We start from the raw sequence: 16,654 nt of genomic DNA, 5'->3' as shown, positions 1-16,654 counted from the left end.
AGTGTTATACAGTTGAGTACAGATTTAATTTCAAAAAAAGATTTATTGGAACTGACTGGTATTTCATACGGGCAATTATATAGGTGGAAACGAAAGAATTTAATACCGGAAGATTGGTTTGTGAGAAAATCAACTTTTACAGGGCAAGAAACATTTTTTCCGAAAGAAAAGATATTAGAGCGCATTGATAAAATTCAAACGATGAAAGAAGATTTATCACTTGATGAACTAGCAAATATGTTTTCACCAAGTGTATCTGAGATTTCTTTAACGAAAGAAGACGTCATCCGAAAGGGAATTGCTTCAGAACCGGTTGTGCAATTTTTTATAGAACAAACGAATAAACAGGCAGAATTTCAGTTTGCTGATATTCTTTATATATTTATTTTAGAAGAATTGCTTCAATCTGGAGAAATTAGCTTGGAAGAAGGCAAGATGATACTGCAAGTACTTCACGAACATTATGAAATCATGAAACAAAAGAATAGCGAATTAGTTGTGGTTCGAAAGCTTGGTGTTTCTACATGTTTCTTAGTTTCAAATGTAGATGACTTACTTTTTGAAAAAGGAACGAAGATAGTCGTACGTTTAGCAATCATGCAATATACAGAAGCGTTAAAATCAAAACTATTGTAGTGGGGGAAAAATGATGCGATTAGAAAAATTAATTATAAATGGTTACGGTTCTTCTAATGGTGGGGAATTTCATAAAGTACAATTAAACGGAAAAGGAACTGTGAACGGTGATGTTGAATGTGACAGCTTTGAATGTAACGGTTCTGGTAGTGTAAATGGTAATTTGAAAAGCAAGAGCGTAAAAATTAGTGGGTCTGGTAAAGTTGACGGTACAGTAAGCGCTGAAAATATGCGAATTGATGGAAAAGCAACGATTACAAAAGATGTAACGGCTAACAATTTAAAAATTGCTGGTAAAGGAACAATTGGTGGTACTTTGAAAGGTGAAGAGCTTAAAATCCGGGGGCAAGCGACTATTGACGGTAATTGTGAAGTAGATATCTTTTCGTCGGAAGGGCAGTTTACAATTGGAGGCTTACTAAGCGCAGATGAAATTGACATCGATATTCACGGTACATGTAGAGCAAAAGAAATAGGTGGTCAAACAATTAAAGTAAGGCATAGAGAAACAGCATTTAGTAGACTTTTTAACACCGTGTTTGGTTCGCATTTAGAAGCTGAATTGTTAGAAGGTGACAATATTGATATTGATCACGTACAAATCAAAACAGTAAGAGGTAACAATGTTACGGTAGGACTAAATTGCGAGATTGGACTGATTGAATATACAGGAGTTCTTCATGTGGATAAAAATGCGAAAGTAAAAGAAATTCAGCAAGTTTAATTTTGGGGGAAGTGAGGAATAGATATGAAAAATCAGCATAGTCTCACTGTGAACGGATCAGGTAGTTCAGCAGGCGGAGCTTATAATAAAGTGAAAATCCGTGGTGAAGGAACGATTTCTAACCATGTTAGTTGTAATGAATTTAAGACGTATGGAACGAGTGATGTTTGCGGTGATATGAAGGCAAAAAATTATGTCGTCTATGGAGAAAGTGAAGTAGAAGGAAATATACAGGCAGAATATGTGAAAGTGTATGGGAATGCGCAAGTACAAGGTAATGGCCACGTTGAGAAGATGAAAGTGAGAGGTATGTTTGAAGTCAAAGGCAGATTATCTGGAAATGTTGTAGATATTAAAGGGGCTTTACATGTTAAGGAGGACATTGAAGTAGAAGAGTTATTACTAACAGGGGGACTTGAAAATGAAGGTCTATTAAATGCAGAAAACATTCAAATCACACTCTGTTTTGAAGGAAGCAAAGTGCGAGAAATAGGTGGTAAAAAGATTACCGTACGAAAAAAAGCTAGATTTATTTCTTTCACAAGTCATACTGGCAATCTTCAAACATCAATTATCGAAGGGGACGATATTTATTTAGAACACACAATAGCTGAAATAGTAAGAGGGAATAATGTTACAATTGGACCTGGCTGTGAAATCAGTGTTGTGGAATATCATACGAGTTTTAATCAAAAAGGAAAATCAGTTGTAAAAGAACATAAACAAATATAAGTGTTAAGAGGGAGAGTAAGACACATGGTTGCGAAGAATAGTAAACTTGGCTTTGTAGTTGCCGGTTTATTGCTAGGCACTTTAATGGCATCAATGGATAATACCATCATCAAAGTTAAGCTACCGTAATATCATGATTATTTCAGCTGTGATTATGTTAGGTGGATTGTTCTTATTAAGCACATTAACACCAGAAACAAGCCGTGTATGGTTAACCATTTATATGATTATTATCGGTTTGGGAGTAGGTTTTTCATTCTCGGTATTAAGTATGGCTGCAATCCATAACTTCGGTATGAAGCAACGAGGATCAGCAACTTCAACGAGTAACTTTATCCGTTCATTAGGAATGACTCTTGGAATTACAATCTTTGGTATGATTCAAAGAACAGGTTTTCAAGAAAAATTGGAAGAAGCATTTAAAGGCATGGGAAGTGGAGTGGGTAGCAACGTACTAGGATATTCAAGAGCGATCCTTTCAGAAGGTGCAAAATCTCAAATTCCTCCGCAAATATTAGATGAAATTATTGAAGCCCTTTCTAGTTCTATTGTTCAGACATTTATATGGGCATTAGTTCCAGCCGGTCTAGCATTCGTATTTATCTTCTTTATGGGGAATGAAAGAATGGTATATAAGAAAGAACAAGAAAAAATAAAAGCAGAGACATCAAAAGCATAGAGAATGAAAAACTCCTTTCTAGATTAGAAAGGAGTTTTTCGTATGTAACTCTACGAATTAGCCTTCAATTACTTCGTATTCTTCGTCCGCTAATAATAAGATTTGTGTTTTTTTACCTTTGTTTTGAACTTCAATTACATCGTATGTACCTAGGTCTCTTACTTTATTTTGAGAAACATTTACCATTACTTCAATAGAATCGATTAAAATATCTTCTTCGATATATGATTCAGGCAATGCCATATCTTCAGTATCTAATACACATGTGTATAGAGTTTGTAAATGTTCAGCAGTCGGGTTTTCTTCCTGAACATCAATAATGTCTTTTACTGTTTCCATGTGTTCTTCTTTTGCTTGGTATACTTTAATTTTAGCCATTGTTTCATTCTCCTTTATAACGTAATCGTAGAGGCTACAGTTTATTATAACGCTTTTTGGTGGAAACATGAAATTGTTTCCTTGTTATCATTCTCAATTATAATATTACCATCCAAAAGTTTGGGTAAGAGAAGTGCTATTCAGTGAAGGGAAAGGAAGTCTTTGCTAATTCAAAATCAATTCGAATTTATTACAAAAGTGTAAGGCTTTTGTAAGGAAAATAGATAAATAAATTAAAAGCTTTCTGATAGTTTACGGGTTGTTACATACTATTAAAACAAGAGGTTTAAAACATGAAGAAACTGTTAATAACTTTGATTGCTTTTCTCGTATTATTAGGTCTTTTAATGACTGCCTTGGTAGGTTTTGATTGGGATTTAGCTGAAATGAAGCAAAAATTGGGTAAAGATACAATGTATGTTCATATTACGGAGAACGGAAAAGAGTATCAGGTAGATAAAGATGATCCGACTTGGAAGCGTTACGAGTATAACGTAATTGCATATGATAAAGATGGAAATAAGACGAGTATTAAGTTCGATGCTAATAAAAACTTAAAGCTAAATGCTTTTTTACGTGTGTATGTATTTGATGAACCAAATAGCGAGGGATATAAAGGGATTTCAACATATGAAGAAGTCCAACAAAGTGAAATTCCTAAAAAAGCACTAAAGCAGATGGATAAAAAATAATATATAGGATTGTTCATAGATGAAAAGGCAGCATGAATTGTACATGCTGCCTTTTTGTTTGAAGAAGCAAAGAATGGTATGAAGTTTGGATTTAAAAGTACTTATAATTTAAACAACAAAACATTTTTATCATATTCTTGTAAACACCATTTATATTTAGCTATGATAATAGGATGAACAGTTTCTTGAACCGTATCAACTTCTTTATAACCATATTTTTTATAAAAAGCGGCAAGTTCTTCAAAAGGGATACAATATACATGAGATGCATCTGATTGTTTGGCTTCTTGTACTAAAAAAGAAACGAGGTCTCCAGCTAATTTATAACCTCTGTATTTGGGAAGTATGTAAATACCGCCCATCTCTATCGTATTCTGGTCAATATATACTAAACGTCCTAATCCTGCATTCTCATCGTTGTAAGTTATAATTGCTACTTTATCTTTTTTAAGTCGCTGGGCACAAATCCAGCTTTTTTATATTGATGATTAATCCATTCTAAATCTTCTAATGAGGCAAACTTGATTTTCATACAATACACTCCTTGGAAAATTCTGATATTTTCATTATATAGGGAACAACATGATCTTGCTATCTCATTACAAATCAAGTTGAAAAGGAGTTCATTTCTTGGCATTCCATGCATAGAATAGTCTAATAATACTTTCTCTTTCTTCATTCCTGTTTTACGTATATAATTTAAAGGTAATTGTTCTTATATTAGTATACTTATAATAGAATAGAGGTTTAAAAATGAGTGTTAAAATCATTACGGATAGTGCGGCGGATTTACCAAAAGAAGTGCTGCAAGCTTACGATATAGATTTAATTCCACTCCGTGTATATGATGAAGTAGAAACAGAGTACTTAGACGGAGTAACATTAGAATCAACTCAATTGTTACAAAAGATGAGAGAAGGCGAAGTGTATAAAACATCGCTGCCATCATTAGAAACATTCCAAGAAAAATTTGTTACATATGCAAAGCTAGGTACACCTTGTATATATTTAGCTTTTTCCTCTGAACTTTCAGGTACATATCAATCTTCAGTAGTTATTAAAGAAGAAGTGAAAGAAACATATGCAGATTTAGATTTAGAAATTATTGATACAAAATGCGCTTCACTTGGGCAAGGGCTTGTAGTAATAGAAGCTGCGAAAATGGCGAAAGAGGGCGCATCAAAAGAAGAAATTTTGAACCGAATTGCTTTTCTAACAAAACATATGGAGCATATTTTTACAGTTGCTGACTTGCAGTATCTTGTAAGGGGCGGTCGCTTAAGTAAAGTAGCTGGGTTTATCGGTGGCTTATTAAATATTAAGCCGATCTTAAATGTAGAAGAAGGTAAACTTGTACCGCTTGAAAAAGTAAGAGGTAGAAAGAAAGTTTTAGGCCGAATCGTTGATATTATGGAAGAACGCGGTAAAGAACTGAAGGGGCAAACAATCGGAATCACACATGGTGATGATTTAGAAACTGCGAATGCATTAAAAACACTAATCACGGAAAGATTTGGTTGTGACGTGTTTATTGTAAATACAATTGGAGCAGCAATCGGTGCGCATACAGGACCAGGCGTTCTAACATTGTTCTTCTTAAATAAAGTAGGGTAAAGGATTGATCTTTTTGATCAATCCTTTTTGTTATGCAGGTAAGAATATAGATAATTTAAATGGTATAACATGTCATCTTGCAAAAAAAAAAGCACTTGAGATCCATCCCCAAGTACTTCTTTATTATTCATTTATTTGCTTTTTAATAGGTAAAAAGCTGCAAAGGAAAGTAGTGAGAACTAGTCCGAAAGAAACTCTCTCAGGCGTATCAATCACTAAACCGTTATTCCACTGATAGATAAAGGATACTAGTATTAAAAGGATAACAAATCCTGCAGCATATCTTACTATTTTTCGTGCCTTTCTGTCATTCGTTCTCCAAATCATATTCATCCCTCTTTCTTATTTAATAAATATTTTTGATTTCAATAATCGATAAACTGTAGTTGATAAAACAATTGTTATTTTATCTATTACGTTTTTTAAATTTTATTGTGAATAGGTAATAGACTGTCCATATGCAATAGGATAGTGTGATAAATTGAATACCAATTTATTGTATGAAATTTATTCATCATATTTGTGTGAAAAAATAAGTGCAAGCTGCTAGGGATATGATAAAAATAACAATTGTTTCTATTTGTTTTTTAATTTTTTCTAGCAAGTTTATCGTACTTAAAATATAAACCTTGGTTTATGTTAATAACAAGTAGTAAAATTCCACGAAAAAAATAGTAAAAAAATTTGCTTTTTTACCAATTTTTTTAACAAGTGGATAGAAATTATAGAATTACAACAGTACAATTAAAATAGAGTACATCAGTATTTGAGTAGTTATTTTGTTGTTTGGAATATTTAAATAAGGGGTGAAAACATGCAAATCGGGGAAAGAGTCCGTCAAATTCGTATACATAAAGGATTGACGCAAGGGGAACTTGTATCAGGAATATGTTCTATAGCCTACTTAAGTAAAATAGAGAATGGACAAGTTAAACCGTCTACTCCTTTTTTAAAAAAGGTTTCTCAAAAGCTCAATATTGATTGGGATTTTTTAATAGAGGGGAAGAATGAGGGAATAGAATCCAGCATTCTTAAAATATGTGAAAAATATAAACAAGATAAAAGTATCAGTGAGACGGAATTATCTTCGTTAGAGTTGTATGTACGTGATACGGATTCAATACCTTTATTACTAAAGATTTACGGTGTTCTTATATACTATCATACTCGAAACAATAACATATCATATGCAGCACCACTTGTCGATCAAGCTTCACATGTGATTCCGAATCAAGTAGAAGCACAAGATACGGAAGATTATATATATTATCTAATGGCTAGAGGGGGATACTTTTATAGTAAAGGAGATTATATAACAGCATATGAAATTTACAAGAAGATTGAAAGTATGCTTGGTCCTGAAGAAACGGAGCAACATGCTCATATATATTACAACATAAGTCAAATACGTATGCACCTTTATAAAGATCAAAGTATTAGTCGCATGTATGCCAAAAAAGCCTATAAATTGTATGGGAAATTTAATAAAGAACAAGAAAAAATACATGTGCTAATCAATCTTGCGATGCAATACAACAGGGATAAACTACCAGAACAAGCTATGGAATCTTTGAAACAAGCAGAAAATGAAGCGAAGACGAATAACAATCCTTTGGATGTATGTTTGATTGCGTATAATTACGGGAAAATTTATCAAGGCTTGCAAGACTATGCGAATGCGATTACATATTATGGAAAAAGTTTAGAACTGAGTGACCACCTCACACGAACAGCTGGTAAGGTGTATATACTACGGAATTTAATAGAAATTCATATGGAGCGAAAGGACTGGCAAACTGTTAATAAACTGATAGATGATGCTTTTGATATTCTAGCTATTTGTGATGTACCAGACGCCCATGTTCAACTCTATGGGTTTAAAGCCCAAATATCTAAATTACGGGGAAATGATGATAGTTTTGAAAAAAATATGGGAAAAGCAATTGAAATGGGACTAGAAAAAAGGCAATACTCTTTAGTTCGAGAGTTTGCCCTTGAACTAGGAAAGTACTTTTATAATAATCGAGCGTATAAACAATCTGCAAAATATTTCGAAATAGCAACCGAAAATGCATTAAATTAAGAATTGGATTAGATTCACTAAAGGTAGAGGGGAACAGACATGCAAATTGGAGAAAGAATCCGCCAAATTCGTATACATAAAGGATTGACACAAGGAGAACTCGTATCAGGAATATGCTCTGTCGCTTATTTAAGTAGAATACTGAAATGAAATGGTTTCTTAGCTAAGGTGTCAGAAGATTAAAAACGAGAGTAACTCTCGTTTTTAATCTTCTGTTTTCTGTTTCGTTGCATAGAAATTTTTATTGTGAACTGTTTCTTTTTTAGCTAGTAATCAAATATGTATAATTGCATAAATAAATCGAAATATATAAGTTATTATTAAACTACATTTTTAATGTAGAAGGATATTTTTACTTCAAAGTGAAATCGTTTACGTTATCGATGAAATTAAGGCTTAGGAGAATGGTATGAAAAAGAAATTATGTACATTGGCTCTCGTAACAGCAATTGCTTCTAGTGCTGCGGTAATTCCAACAGTAGCAGAAGCTTGTGGAATAGGAGAAGTAATGAAACAGGAGAACCAAGAGCACAAACGTGTGAAGAGGTGGTCTGCAGAGCATCCGCATCATCCTAATGAAAGCACACACTTATGGATTGCGCGAAATGCGGTTCAAATTATGAGTCGTAGTCAAGATAAGACGGTTCAAGAAAATGAATTACAATTTTTAAATACTCCTGAATATAAGGAGTTATTTGAAAGAGGTCTTTATGATGCTGATTACCGTGATGAATTTAACGATGGCGGTACAGGTACAATCGGCATTGACGGGCTAATTAGAGGAGGGTGGAAGTCTCATTTCTACGATCCTGATACGAGAAAGAACTATAAAGGGGAAGAAGAGCCAACAGCCCTCTCGCAAGGAGATAAATATTTTAAATTAGCAGGTGAATACTTTAAGAGGGGTGACCAAAAACAAGCTTTTTATTATTTAGGCGTTGCAACGCATTACTTTACAGATGCGACTCAGCCAATGCATGCCGCTAATTTTACAGCTGTCGATATGAGTGCCTTAAAGTTCCATAGCGCCTTTGAAAATTATGTGACGACAATTCATACACAATTTGAAGTGAAGGATGACAAGGGAACATATAATTTAGTCGATTCTAATGATCCGAAACAGTGGATACATGAAACCGCTAAACTTGCTAAGGCAGAAATTATGAATATTACCAATGATAATATTAAAACTCAATACAATAAAGGAAACAATGCTCTTTGGCAAAGAGAAGTTATGCCAGCTGTTCAGAGGAGTTTAGAAAAAGCGCAAAGAAATACAGCGGGATTTATTCATTTATGGTTTAAAACATACGTTGGCAAAACTGCTGCTGAAGATATTGAAAATACTGTAGTAAAAGATTCTAAAGGAGAAGCAATACAAGAAAATAAAAAATACTTCATTGTGCCGAGTGAGTTTTCAAATAGAGGTTTGACCTTTGAAGTGTATGCGAGGAATGACTATGCACTATTATCTAATTACGTAGACGATCATAAAGTTCATGGTACGCCAGTTCAGTTTGTATTTGATAAAGAGAATAACGGTATTCTTCATAGGGGAGAAAGTGTACTGCTGAAAATGACGCAATCAAATTATGATAATTACGTATTTCTAAACTACTCTAACTTGACAAACTGGGTACATCTTGCAAAACAAAAAACAAATACTGCGCAGTTTAAATTGTATCCAAATCCGAATAATTCATCTGAGTATTACCTATATACAGATGGATACCCAGTAAATTATCAAGAAAATGGAAAAGAGAAAATCTGGGTTGTGTTAGGAAAGAAAACAGATAAACCAAAAGCATGGAAATTTATACAGGCTGAATAGGATTTTCTATCGTAAAGAGAGAAAATGTGTATGTAATTTTGAGATATTTAACGTGTTTATATTAAATTTTAAAGGGGATAGCTGTATATGACGTTTCGAAATACAAAACTTGCTATTTTTACTATTTCTTCATTTTTTATTTTAGGTTCTTCATCCCTATCATTTACAGATACCGTATATGGTGAAGGAACTTCTTCGGCCTCAAAAGTAAATCAAGGGGTAATCGCAACTAATTATGATGATACGTATTATAATAGTGCGAAGGGGAAAAGCGGTTCAGAATTAAAAAAGGAACTTCATACTATTATTGATAATCATACAAAGATATCATACAGCGCGGTTTGGGAAGCGCTAAGAGATACTGACGAAGATCCAAATAATAAAAATAATGTACTTCTTTTATATACAGGACGTTCGCAAGGGAAATTTACAAATGGTTCAGGAGTAGATAATTGGAACCGAGAGCATGTTTGGGCAAAATCTCACGGTGATTTTGGGACAGCAGCAGGACCAGGAACGGATCTTCACCATTTAAGAGCGACGGATGTATCTGTAAATAGTTCACGTGGAAATTTGGATTTTGATAATGGCGGTGTGAATCATTCGGAAGCAACAGAATGTAAATTTGATAGTGATTCTTGGGAACCTCGTGATAGTGTAAAAGGAGATATCGCTAGAATGTTATTTTACATGGCCGTTCGTTATGAAGGAGATAACGGTGAAGTAGATTTAGAACTTAATGAGCGAGTGAATAATAATAAAGATCCATATATGGGGAAACTATCTGTCTTACTAAAATGGAATGAACAAGACCCTGTTGATGAATTTGAAAGAAAGCGTAATGAAATTATTTTTACTAAATATCAGCATAATCGCAATCCATTTATTGATCATCCTGAATGGGTAAATGAGATTTGGAAATAAACTAGTAAAGTCATGGTTTTATAAAAATTTAAAGTAGAAAGGAGTGGTCCTTATGACCACTCCTTTCTTATATTTATTCTACAATAATCGGTCTATAAGGGATTGGTGAGGAGAGTATCATAGAGGTTTTCACGGTACCAAATGGGATTACAATATCGATTAATGATTCTAATTCTTTCATTGATTGTACAGCTACTTTTAAGTAATAGCTACTTTCTCCCGTTACTCGGTGACATTCAAGTATTCTATGTTCGTTGTATATTTTCTCTTCGAATTTTTTACAGGGGATTTTTAAGTTTTCTATTCTTAAAAACGCTTGAATGCCTTTGCCAACTGCATCAGCAGAAATACGTGCTGTATATTTTTCGATTATCTCTGCATCATGTAATCGTTTGAGTCTTTCCGTAACACTAGGACGACTAAGGTGTAAATGTTCCGTCATTTCTTTAATCGTCATTCTGGCGTCTTCTTGTAAAAGTAAAATTATTTTTTTATCGATTTCATCCATAATATGTACTCCTTTACGAAAGTGAAAATAAATAACTAAAACACCTTCATAATATAAAGTTTAGAAAAAAACTATGTTCATTTTTGAATATAAAATAGATAAATAACTTTCTATAATTTAAATATAAATGGGGGTGCATAGAATGTCTAATGATTTTAAAGAAACGATTTCTATTCGAAAGGAAACTGCTTTATATGTAGGAGCAGTTTTAGGATCAGGAATTCTTATTTTACCAGGTATGACAGCTAGTATAGCGGGGGAAGATGCTATTATTTCTTGGTTTATAATGATTTTGCTTAGTATCCCGCTTGCGTTTACGTTTGCCTTTTTATCTATTGAGTATCCTAGTGCAGGTGGAATTGCAACATTTTCTGAAAAAGCTTTTGGGAAAAATGTTGGAGCTATAATAGGTTGGTGTTTTTTTATTGCTGGAAGTGTTGGGCAAATTATCGTGTCTCTAACAGGCGGGATGTATATTACTAAAGTCTTCGATTTCCCTGCTTACTTTGCATATGTAATTGCTTTTCTTATATTAAGTACAGCTATTTGTTCAAATTTCTTTGGATTGCAAATGAGTGGAGTATTTCAAGTGTGTATAAGCGTATTAACTTTTCTTATTTTATTCATAACCATTGTTTGCTCATTACCTACTATTGAAATGAAGAATATGAATATGAAGGTTTCAGTAAATAATATACAACCTATTTTACATGCGTCATTATTAATTTTTTGGTCTTTTTTTGGATGGGAAGCAATTTCAAGTTTAGCACCAGAATTTAAATCTCCAAGAAAAAGGAATATCATTTTTTCTACAGGAGTTGCTATTGTGATTATTGGATTTTTATATGTAGGCATTGCCGTTTCAGTAATTGGTACGAAATCATATTCTACAGAATCTGATAATAGTACTGCTCTAGTAATCGTTATCAAAGATATATTAGGTGACCAATTTGCATGGTTAGTTGGATTAGTAGCTTTCATGATTTGCTTAGGTACAACAAATGCATTTATAGCAAGTATAAGTCGGCTTGGTTATTCTTTAGGAAAAGAAGGATTTGCACCTAAGTATCTTGGATATTTAAATAATAAAAGGAATACACCGACATATGCCTTAATGACAGTTGGATTCATCGCAGTAACAGGGATTTTCATAAGTTTTATTTTTCATATTAACCTAGATAAATTAGTATTAATCCCTAATTCGTTAGGAATTGTTACGTATATCGTAGGTACTGCAGCAGGAATCAGACTGATAAAGAATAGAATAGGAAAGTTATTTTCTGTAATAGCATTTACATGTTGCGTAATAGTATATCCGTTTATTGGTGATGTAATTGCCATTCCGATTGTAGTTGCGTTGATGTGTTTAATGTATCTATACATACCCAAAAGAAGAGGCAGTAAATGCACGCTATATAAATAAGAAGAAATAGAAAAGGAAAATAAAATACTTGCATAAAAGTTGGAATATTTCAAGATATTAAAATTAAAATAATTCGTATATAATTAGCTAATGAATGCATGGTTGTAAGTATCTGTAAAAACAGGAGGCTATAAAATGAATCAAATCATCAATCATCCAACGCGGTGGGATTTGGAAAGATTATATCCTGAAACAAAAGACCCTACGTTTTCTACAGAAATAGAGATAATTGAACAATTAATAGAAATATATAAAGAAGGTAGAGATTCAGTAATCCTCTCAAAGATTATACAAAGAATTGAAAAGGCAGAGTATTACTTCTACTGTCTATCTACTGAACAAGTAGATGAATCTACAGTCGTTTTACCACATACAAAAATAAATGATTTGAAAACTGAAGTTCGTTTATTACTACAAGAAGCGAATTGTGAAAAAAGTAACTTCTCCGAATATCAAAATATCAACTTTATAGAAAACGAATTAAAAGCTTGGGAAGACATGTACATACAATTACGAAATAAATTAGAAATACATAATAATAATGAAGTAATTTCATTTGGAAAAGCAAACTATCTTACGATGAATGCTGAAACTCATCATGAAAGATTGTCGGTATTTTCTTCTTTTACTAAGGCACTAGAAAAAGAGAAAACAGTATTTGCTAACGTGCTTAATCAAATGGGTAGATTGCGCAATATAAAAAGTAACCTACTGCAAGAAAATGAGGTATTGTCGCAATCCCTTCAAGCAAACGGTATTTCTAAACATGCATTATTGGAAATGTGGAATGCTATTGAAGGGAATCTTGAAAAATTATCGAGTGTTATAGCGTTTCATCAAAGAAGTAAGGAGACATTTACTTGGCATGATTTGATGACATTGGAAGAGAATAATCAGATTCAAATTCCTTTTTCAATGGCAATAGAAAATATATATGATGCCTTAAAGGGTATTGATGAAGAACTAGCACAATTTGCACAGCGCGCCATTATAGATGGTTGGGTAGATGCTGAACCAAGAGATCATAAGCCTCCTAGTGGATTTTGCGCTCCTTTTTTTAGTGAAGGAGAATCTCGAATTTCATTACGGTATGATGGAACAATTGATAGTATAAGAATATTAGCCCATGAATTAGGACATGCATGGCATTTTTATGTAATGAGCCATGAACAGTCTACCGCATTTTTGGATGATTATCTTCCAATGAGTATGGCTGAATCAGCATCAATTTTCTTTGAAATGGTACTTGTAGATTACTTAGTGAAAACAGCAGAACATAGAGAGCTGAGAAAATCATTGCTTAGCTGGAAAATCAGAAATAGCTTTAATTATGTAATGGCCATTCGAGCTTCATTTCAATTTGAGCAAACATTTTATGAAGAAAGTCAAAAGGGACCTTTAAGTGCGGATGAATTAGAGAATTTATCTATACTCTCACAAAAAGCAGCTTATGGAAATTCTCTAACAGCATACCAACCTTTTGTTTGGATGAAGTATGGGCATTTTTATACAGCGAATGTTCCATTTTATAACTATCCATATACATTTGGTTATCTACTAAGTTTAGGATTACTAGAAATTGCAAAGCAAGAAGGTGGTGAGTTTCATTCAAAATATAAAAAATTCTTGTGTGAGACTGGAAAGCGCCCAGTCGAAGAGTTGGTGAAACAATATTTTTACATCGATCTTGCTGATCATGAGTTTTGGGAGAAAGCATTGCTTCAAATAAATCAGGATGCTGATGAGTATTTACAGCTTGTAAAAGAGGAAGTTTAAGCCATTTATTATAAGAGAACACGTAGGGGAAGTGTATGTAAGAAATGGAACAACAATACATAAAAGGTATACCATTTTGTAGCTTAGAGTATAAGAGAGTAATAGATTTATTAAAAAATTGGCTATCTGAAAAGGAACACAAACCAAAGTTTATTGTTACAGCGAATCCTGAAATTGTGATGTCTGCTAAAGAAACTTCAAATGAATCTGTACGTTTCAAAAATATTTTACTATCTGCGGATTTAATAACAGCGGATGGAATAGGTGTGATACTCGGTTCTAAAATTTTAAAGGGAACATTGAAAGAGCGTGTGACAGGTGCAGATTTAACCCATGACTTAATAGAGTATTGTAATCAAAAGGGATACCGTGTGTTTCTTTTTGGTGCTGCACCTGAAAGTAATGAGAAAGCGTTAGGGAATTTAAAAATGCGTTTTCTACATGCTACTTTTGAAGGACAACATGGCTTTGTAAATGAAAAGCAGATAGAAGAAGTTAAACTTCGAATTCAACAATTCGAACCACATTTACTATTGGTAGGGTTAGGATCTCCTAAGCAAGAGTTATTCATCTATGAAAATCTTCAAGAATTAAACATACCGTTATCTATTGGGATTGGAGGTATGATTGATATTTTATCTGGCACGGTAAAACGAGCTCCAAAACTAATGAGGGATACTGGTACAGAATGGTTATATAGATTAGTAACACAGCCTAAGAGAATAAAAAGGCAGCTTATCCTTCCCAAATTTTTAGTATCCGTTATGGCTGAGAGGGTCCGGAAAAGCGTTCAGTAACTTAAACTTTATATGTAATCGAGAAGAGGTAAATGACAAATGAAAAAAATCGGTATTATTGGAGCAATGCAAATTGAAATAGACATACTTTTAGAAAAATTAGAGATTCAAGAAGAATTTACGATTGCCAAAATGCCTTTTTATAAAGGAACGTTTATGAATAAAGAAATTATCCTTACTCGCTGTGGTGTTGGAAAGGTGAATGCTGCTTCATGTGCACAAACTTTAATAAACAAATTCGAAGTAGATTGTATGATTAATACTGGCGTTGCAGGTGGATTGTATTCAGGTATGAAAGTTGGAGATCTCGTAATTTCTACGAATGTTACACATCATGATGTAGATAAAGGACAAATGAAGAATTTATTTCCATTTCAAGAAACGTTCATTGCAAATAAGGAATTGAGAGAGCTTGCATTACAATCATGTAATACAATTGGACTAGAAGGAAACGTTTATGAGGGAAGAATTGTTAGCGGGGAATGCTTTGTTGAAGATGCGCAGCTGAAAGAGAAATTAATTACTGAATACTCGCCGCATTGTGTAGAGATGGAAGGTTCGGCGATTGGTCATGTTGCGTATATAAATGATGTACCATTTCTTGTCATTCGATGTATTTCTGATACTGCAGATGCTGAGGCAACTATATCTTATGAAAGCTTTGCAAAAGTTGCAGCGAATCAATCTTCGAGGGTTATTATTGAAATAATTAAGAATATGAAAAGTAATATAGTAGTGTGATAGGAATGAAAAAAGGACTTCTTTTAAATGGAAAGTCCTTTTTGTAGTATTACATATTATTGGTAGGGGATGGAGGTGTGGAATTTTCAAGCGAGACAAATTGAAAGCTTATCACAAGTTGGTATCACTCATCTTATGGAAGAAAGTAAAAAAGAAGGATTTAACTTTCTTATAAAGTTAGTGAATGAATACAGAAATAAAACAAATACATTTAATAAGAAGGGGGAGTGCTTGTATGGCGTTTTTCAAGGTGAAGTTCTTATCGGAATTTGTGGAATAAATCAAGATCTGTATACGAAAACTGAAACAATTGGACGCTTAAGAAGGTTTTATATTTCAAAAGCATATCGAAGGAAAGGAATAGGAAATTTATTATTAAAGAAAATCTTATCTGATGCAAAAGAGCATTTTTAAATTGTTGTTCTGTATACAGACACAAAACAAGGTAGTCAATTTTATATTTCAAATGAATTTAGGAAAAGTGAAGGATATCAAGGGTCGACTCATTATTTAAGATTATAAAGAAAAAGATTCCATACGGCACAATCTTATGGAATCTTTTTTATAAATAATTATAATTTTACTTTTAAATGCTTCAATAAATGTTCAGGATGACCTTGTACATAATAAAAATGCGGATTATTTTCATCATCATAAATCATGATATAAGGTTTTTCGTTAAGCGGAAGGAGTACAAGAACTTCATCTATCGTTGTATGAATCCATTGATTTGTAATGGTAACCGGTTTAGATAAAGGGATTTTTATCATATGGCCAGTTTTAGGGACAACGTTCAGGTTTTTAAATGCTCCAGTAATGGATTTTGCAAGTTGTATTGCCTCTTTTTGAATTTCTATGTCTAGGGATTGTTTTTGCACGACCATCTCTTTTTGACAGTCAAAAACTTCAATTTGTTTATTTGTTTCTGCGAAAACATTTGCTGATAATAAAAATGAAAACAGAAAAATGAATCCTATTTTTTTAAACATGCTACAACACCTCATATTTACTATGCCCTCAAATCCTATAAATATTTTTTGTCACATTCGTGTAACAAAGAAATTGTATGATAGCGCCATAAATATGAATTTCTCATTTTACTTTGGTATGATAAGG

16 protein-coding genes and 4 pseudogenes are annotated in these 16,654 nt (G+C 33.0%); 15 read left to right on the top strand and 5 right to left on the bottom strand.

From position 1 onward, the window contains the following. Nucleotides 1–12: 12 nt before the first annotated feature. The 4 genes and pseudogenes from LOK41_RS09195 to LOK41_RS09180 all read left to right on the top strand — a co-directional run. On the top strand, nt 13–636 hold the full coding sequence (locus tag LOK41_RS09195) for a YhbD family protein (RefSeq protein WP_241816196.1): 624 nt from the start codon (nt 13–15) through the stop codon (nt 634–636). A 13-nt stretch (nt 637–649) separates the two neighbouring features. Further along, nucleotides 650–1,360 carry a bactofilin family protein gene (locus tag LOK41_RS09190; protein WP_241816195.1) on the top strand — a complete coding sequence of 237 codons (711 nt, stop codon included), beginning with the start codon at nt 650–652 and terminating at the stop codon, nt 1,358–1,360. Nucleotides 1,361–1,384: 24 nt separating this feature from the next. Beyond that, complete coding sequence (locus LOK41_RS09185; RefSeq protein ID WP_241816194.1) at nt 1,385–2,092, top strand: polymer-forming cytoskeletal protein; 708 nt, start codon at nt 1,385–1,387, stop codon at nt 2,090–2,092. A gap of 106 nt (nt 2,093–2,198) precedes the next feature. Next, nucleotides 2,199–2,771, top strand: a pseudogene (locus tag LOK41_RS09180) (MFS transporter); the annotation flags it as partial. Nucleotides 2,772–2,828: 57 nt separating this feature from the next. Here the strand turns inward: LOK41_RS09180 and LOK41_RS09175 are convergent. After that, on the bottom strand, nt 2,829–3,149 hold the full coding sequence (locus tag LOK41_RS09175; protein WP_001062726.1) for a hypothetical protein: 321 nt from the start codon (nt 3,147–3,149) through the stop codon (nt 2,829–2,831). Nucleotides 3,150–3,442: 293 nt separating this feature from the next. On the opposite strand from LOK41_RS09175, the gene LOK41_RS09170 reads away from it, so the two are divergent. Next, the gene (locus LOK41_RS09170; RefSeq protein ID WP_241816193.1) at nt 3,443–3,841 is read left to right on the top strand and encodes a YxeA family protein; all 399 of its coding nucleotides are present in this window, start codon (nt 3,443–3,445) and stop codon (nt 3,839–3,841) included. 101 nt (nt 3,842–3,942) lie between these two features. On the opposite strand, the pseudogene LOK41_RS09165 reads toward LOK41_RS09170, so the two are convergent. Continuing rightward, nucleotides 3,943–4,373, bottom strand: a pseudogene (locus LOK41_RS09165) (GNAT family N-acetyltransferase). Between the two features lie 221 nt (nt 4,374–4,594). Between LOK41_RS09165 and LOK41_RS09160 the strand changes: the two are divergent. After that, entirely contained in the window at nt 4,595–5,455 is an 861-nt protein-coding gene (locus tag LOK41_RS09160; protein WP_241816192.1) for a DegV family protein, read from the top strand. Nucleotides 5,456–5,578: 123 nt separating this feature from the next. Here the strand turns inward: LOK41_RS09160 and LOK41_RS09155 are convergent, their stop codons facing one another. Next, nucleotides 5,579–5,782 (bottom strand): hypothetical protein, encoded by a 204-nt coding sequence (locus LOK41_RS09155; protein WP_241816191.1) that lies wholly within the window; start codon nt 5,780–5,782, stop codon nt 5,579–5,581. 487 nt (nt 5,783–6,269) lie between these two features. On the opposite strand from LOK41_RS09155, the gene LOK41_RS09150 reads away from it, so the two are divergent. The 4 genes and pseudogenes from LOK41_RS09150 (at nt 6,270) to LOK41_RS09140 (ending at nt 10,293) form a co-directional block, all read left to right on the top strand. Next, nucleotides 6,270–7,538 carry a helix-turn-helix domain-containing protein gene (locus tag LOK41_RS09150; RefSeq protein WP_241816190.1) on the top strand — a complete coding sequence of 423 codons (1,269 nt, stop codon included), beginning with the start codon at nt 6,270–6,272 and terminating at the stop codon, nt 7,536–7,538. Nucleotides 7,539–7,577: 39 nt separating this feature from the next. After that, a pseudogene (locus LOK41_RS29100) lies at nt 7,578–7,679 on the top strand (helix-turn-helix domain-containing protein); the annotation flags it as partial. Between the two features lie 268 nt (nt 7,680–7,947). After that, nucleotides 7,948–9,369: a zinc dependent phospholipase C family protein gene (locus tag LOK41_RS09145; RefSeq protein WP_241816189.1), complete on the top strand. Its 1,422-nt coding sequence runs from the start codon at nt 7,948–7,950 to the stop codon at nt 9,367–9,369. A gap of 87 nt (nt 9,370–9,456) precedes the next feature. Further along, nucleotides 9,457–10,293 (top strand): endonuclease I family protein, encoded by an 837-nt coding sequence (locus LOK41_RS09140; RefSeq protein ID WP_241816188.1) that lies wholly within the window; start codon nt 9,457–9,459, stop codon nt 10,291–10,293. 73 nt (nt 10,294–10,366) lie between these two features. Here the strand turns inward: LOK41_RS09140 and LOK41_RS09135 are convergent, their stop codons facing one another. Next, nucleotides 10,367–10,801, bottom strand: coding sequence for an Lrp/AsnC family transcriptional regulator (locus LOK41_RS09135; protein ID WP_241816187.1), 435 nt, complete (start codon nt 10,799–10,801; stop codon nt 10,367–10,369). 142 nt (nt 10,802–10,943) lie between these two features. On the opposite strand from LOK41_RS09135, the gene LOK41_RS09130 reads away from it, so the two are divergent. From LOK41_RS09130 to LOK41_RS09110, 5 genes and pseudogenes are all read left to right on the top strand, one after another. Next, complete coding sequence (locus LOK41_RS09130; RefSeq protein WP_241816186.1) at nt 10,944–12,224, top strand: APC family permease; 1,281 nt, start codon at nt 10,944–10,946, stop codon at nt 12,222–12,224. A 135-nt stretch (nt 12,225–12,359) separates the two neighbouring features. Further along, entirely contained in the window at nt 12,360–14,000 is a 1,641-nt protein-coding gene (locus LOK41_RS09125) for a M3 family metallopeptidase (protein WP_241816185.1), read from the top strand. Between the two features lie 44 nt (nt 14,001–14,044). Beyond that, nucleotides 14,045–14,797, top strand: coding sequence for a WecB/TagA/CpsF family glycosyltransferase (locus LOK41_RS09120; RefSeq protein WP_241816184.1), 753 nt, complete (start codon nt 14,045–14,047; stop codon nt 14,795–14,797). 39 nt (nt 14,798–14,836) lie between these two features. Beyond that, the gene (locus LOK41_RS09115) at nt 14,837–15,538 is read left to right on the top strand and encodes a 5'-methylthioadenosine/adenosylhomocysteine nucleosidase (protein ID WP_241816183.1); all 702 of its coding nucleotides are present in this window, start codon (nt 14,837–14,839) and stop codon (nt 15,536–15,538) included. Nucleotides 15,539–15,607: 69 nt separating this feature from the next. Further along, nucleotides 15,608–16,060 (top strand): annotated as a pseudogene (locus tag LOK41_RS09110) (GNAT family N-acetyltransferase). Between the two features lie 50 nt (nt 16,061–16,110). Here the strand turns inward: LOK41_RS09110 and LOK41_RS09105 are convergent. Continuing rightward, nucleotides 16,111–16,527 (bottom strand): hypothetical protein, encoded by a 417-nt coding sequence (locus tag LOK41_RS09105; protein WP_174099973.1) that lies wholly within the window; start codon nt 16,525–16,527, stop codon nt 16,111–16,113. Nucleotides 16,528–16,654 lie beyond the last annotated feature (127 nt).

This window comes from Bacillus sp. TL12 (genome assembly GCF_022625245.1).
Lineage (GTDB): Bacteria > Bacillota > Bacilli > Bacillales > Bacillaceae_G > Bacillus_A.
Note: the sequence above shows the minus strand (reverse complement) of the source record. Positions and strands in the feature narration are given on the sequence as shown.

What these genes read in the sequence shown, in the direction of transcription:
- LOK41_RS09150 (WP_241816190.1), top strand. Translation starts at nt 6,270, where the DNA reads ATGCAAATCGGGGAAAGAGTCCGTCAAATTCGTATACATAAAGGATTG.
- LOK41_RS09105 (WP_174099973.1), bottom strand. Translation starts at nt 16,527, where the DNA reads ATGTTTAAAAAAATAGGATTCATTTTTCTGTTTTCATTTTTATTATCA.
- LOK41_RS09160 (WP_241816192.1), top strand. Translation starts at nt 4,595, where the DNA reads ATGAGTGTTAAAATCATTACGGATAGTGCGGCGGATTTACCAAAAGAA.
- LOK41_RS09185 (WP_241816194.1), top strand. Translation starts at nt 1,385, where the DNA reads ATGAAAAATCAGCATAGTCTCACTGTGAACGGATCAGGTAGTTCAGCA.
- LOK41_RS09145 (WP_241816189.1), top strand. Translation starts at nt 7,948, where the DNA reads ATGAAAAAGAAATTATGTACATTGGCTCTCGTAACAGCAATTGCTTCT.
- LOK41_RS09135 (WP_241816187.1), bottom strand. Translation starts at nt 10,801, where the DNA reads ATGGATGAAATCGATAAAAAAATAATTTTACTTTTACAAGAAGACGCC.
- LOK41_RS09190 (WP_241816195.1), top strand. Translation starts at nt 650, where the DNA reads ATGCGATTAGAAAAATTAATTATAAATGGTTACGGTTCTTCTAATGGT.
- LOK41_RS09115 (WP_241816183.1), top strand. Translation starts at nt 14,837, where the DNA reads ATGAAAAAAATCGGTATTATTGGAGCAATGCAAATTGAAATAGACATA.
- LOK41_RS09170 (WP_241816193.1), top strand. Translation starts at nt 3,443, where the DNA reads ATGAAGAAACTGTTAATAACTTTGATTGCTTTTCTCGTATTATTAGGT.
- LOK41_RS09130 (WP_241816186.1), top strand. Translation starts at nt 10,944, where the DNA reads ATGTCTAATGATTTTAAAGAAACGATTTCTATTCGAAAGGAAACTGCT.
- LOK41_RS09125 (WP_241816185.1), top strand. Translation starts at nt 12,360, where the DNA reads ATGAATCAAATCATCAATCATCCAACGCGGTGGGATTTGGAAAGATTA.
- LOK41_RS09155 (WP_241816191.1), bottom strand. Translation starts at nt 5,782, where the DNA reads ATGATTTGGAGAACGAATGACAGAAAGGCACGAAAAATAGTAAGATAT.
- LOK41_RS09120 (WP_241816184.1), top strand. Translation starts at nt 14,045, where the DNA reads ATGGAACAACAATACATAAAAGGTATACCATTTTGTAGCTTAGAGTAT.
- LOK41_RS09175 (WP_001062726.1), bottom strand. Translation starts at nt 3,149, where the DNA reads ATGGCTAAAATTAAAGTATACCAAGCAAAAGAAGAACACATGGAAACA.
- LOK41_RS09140 (WP_241816188.1), top strand. Translation starts at nt 9,457, where the DNA reads ATGACGTTTCGAAATACAAAACTTGCTATTTTTACTATTTCTTCATTT.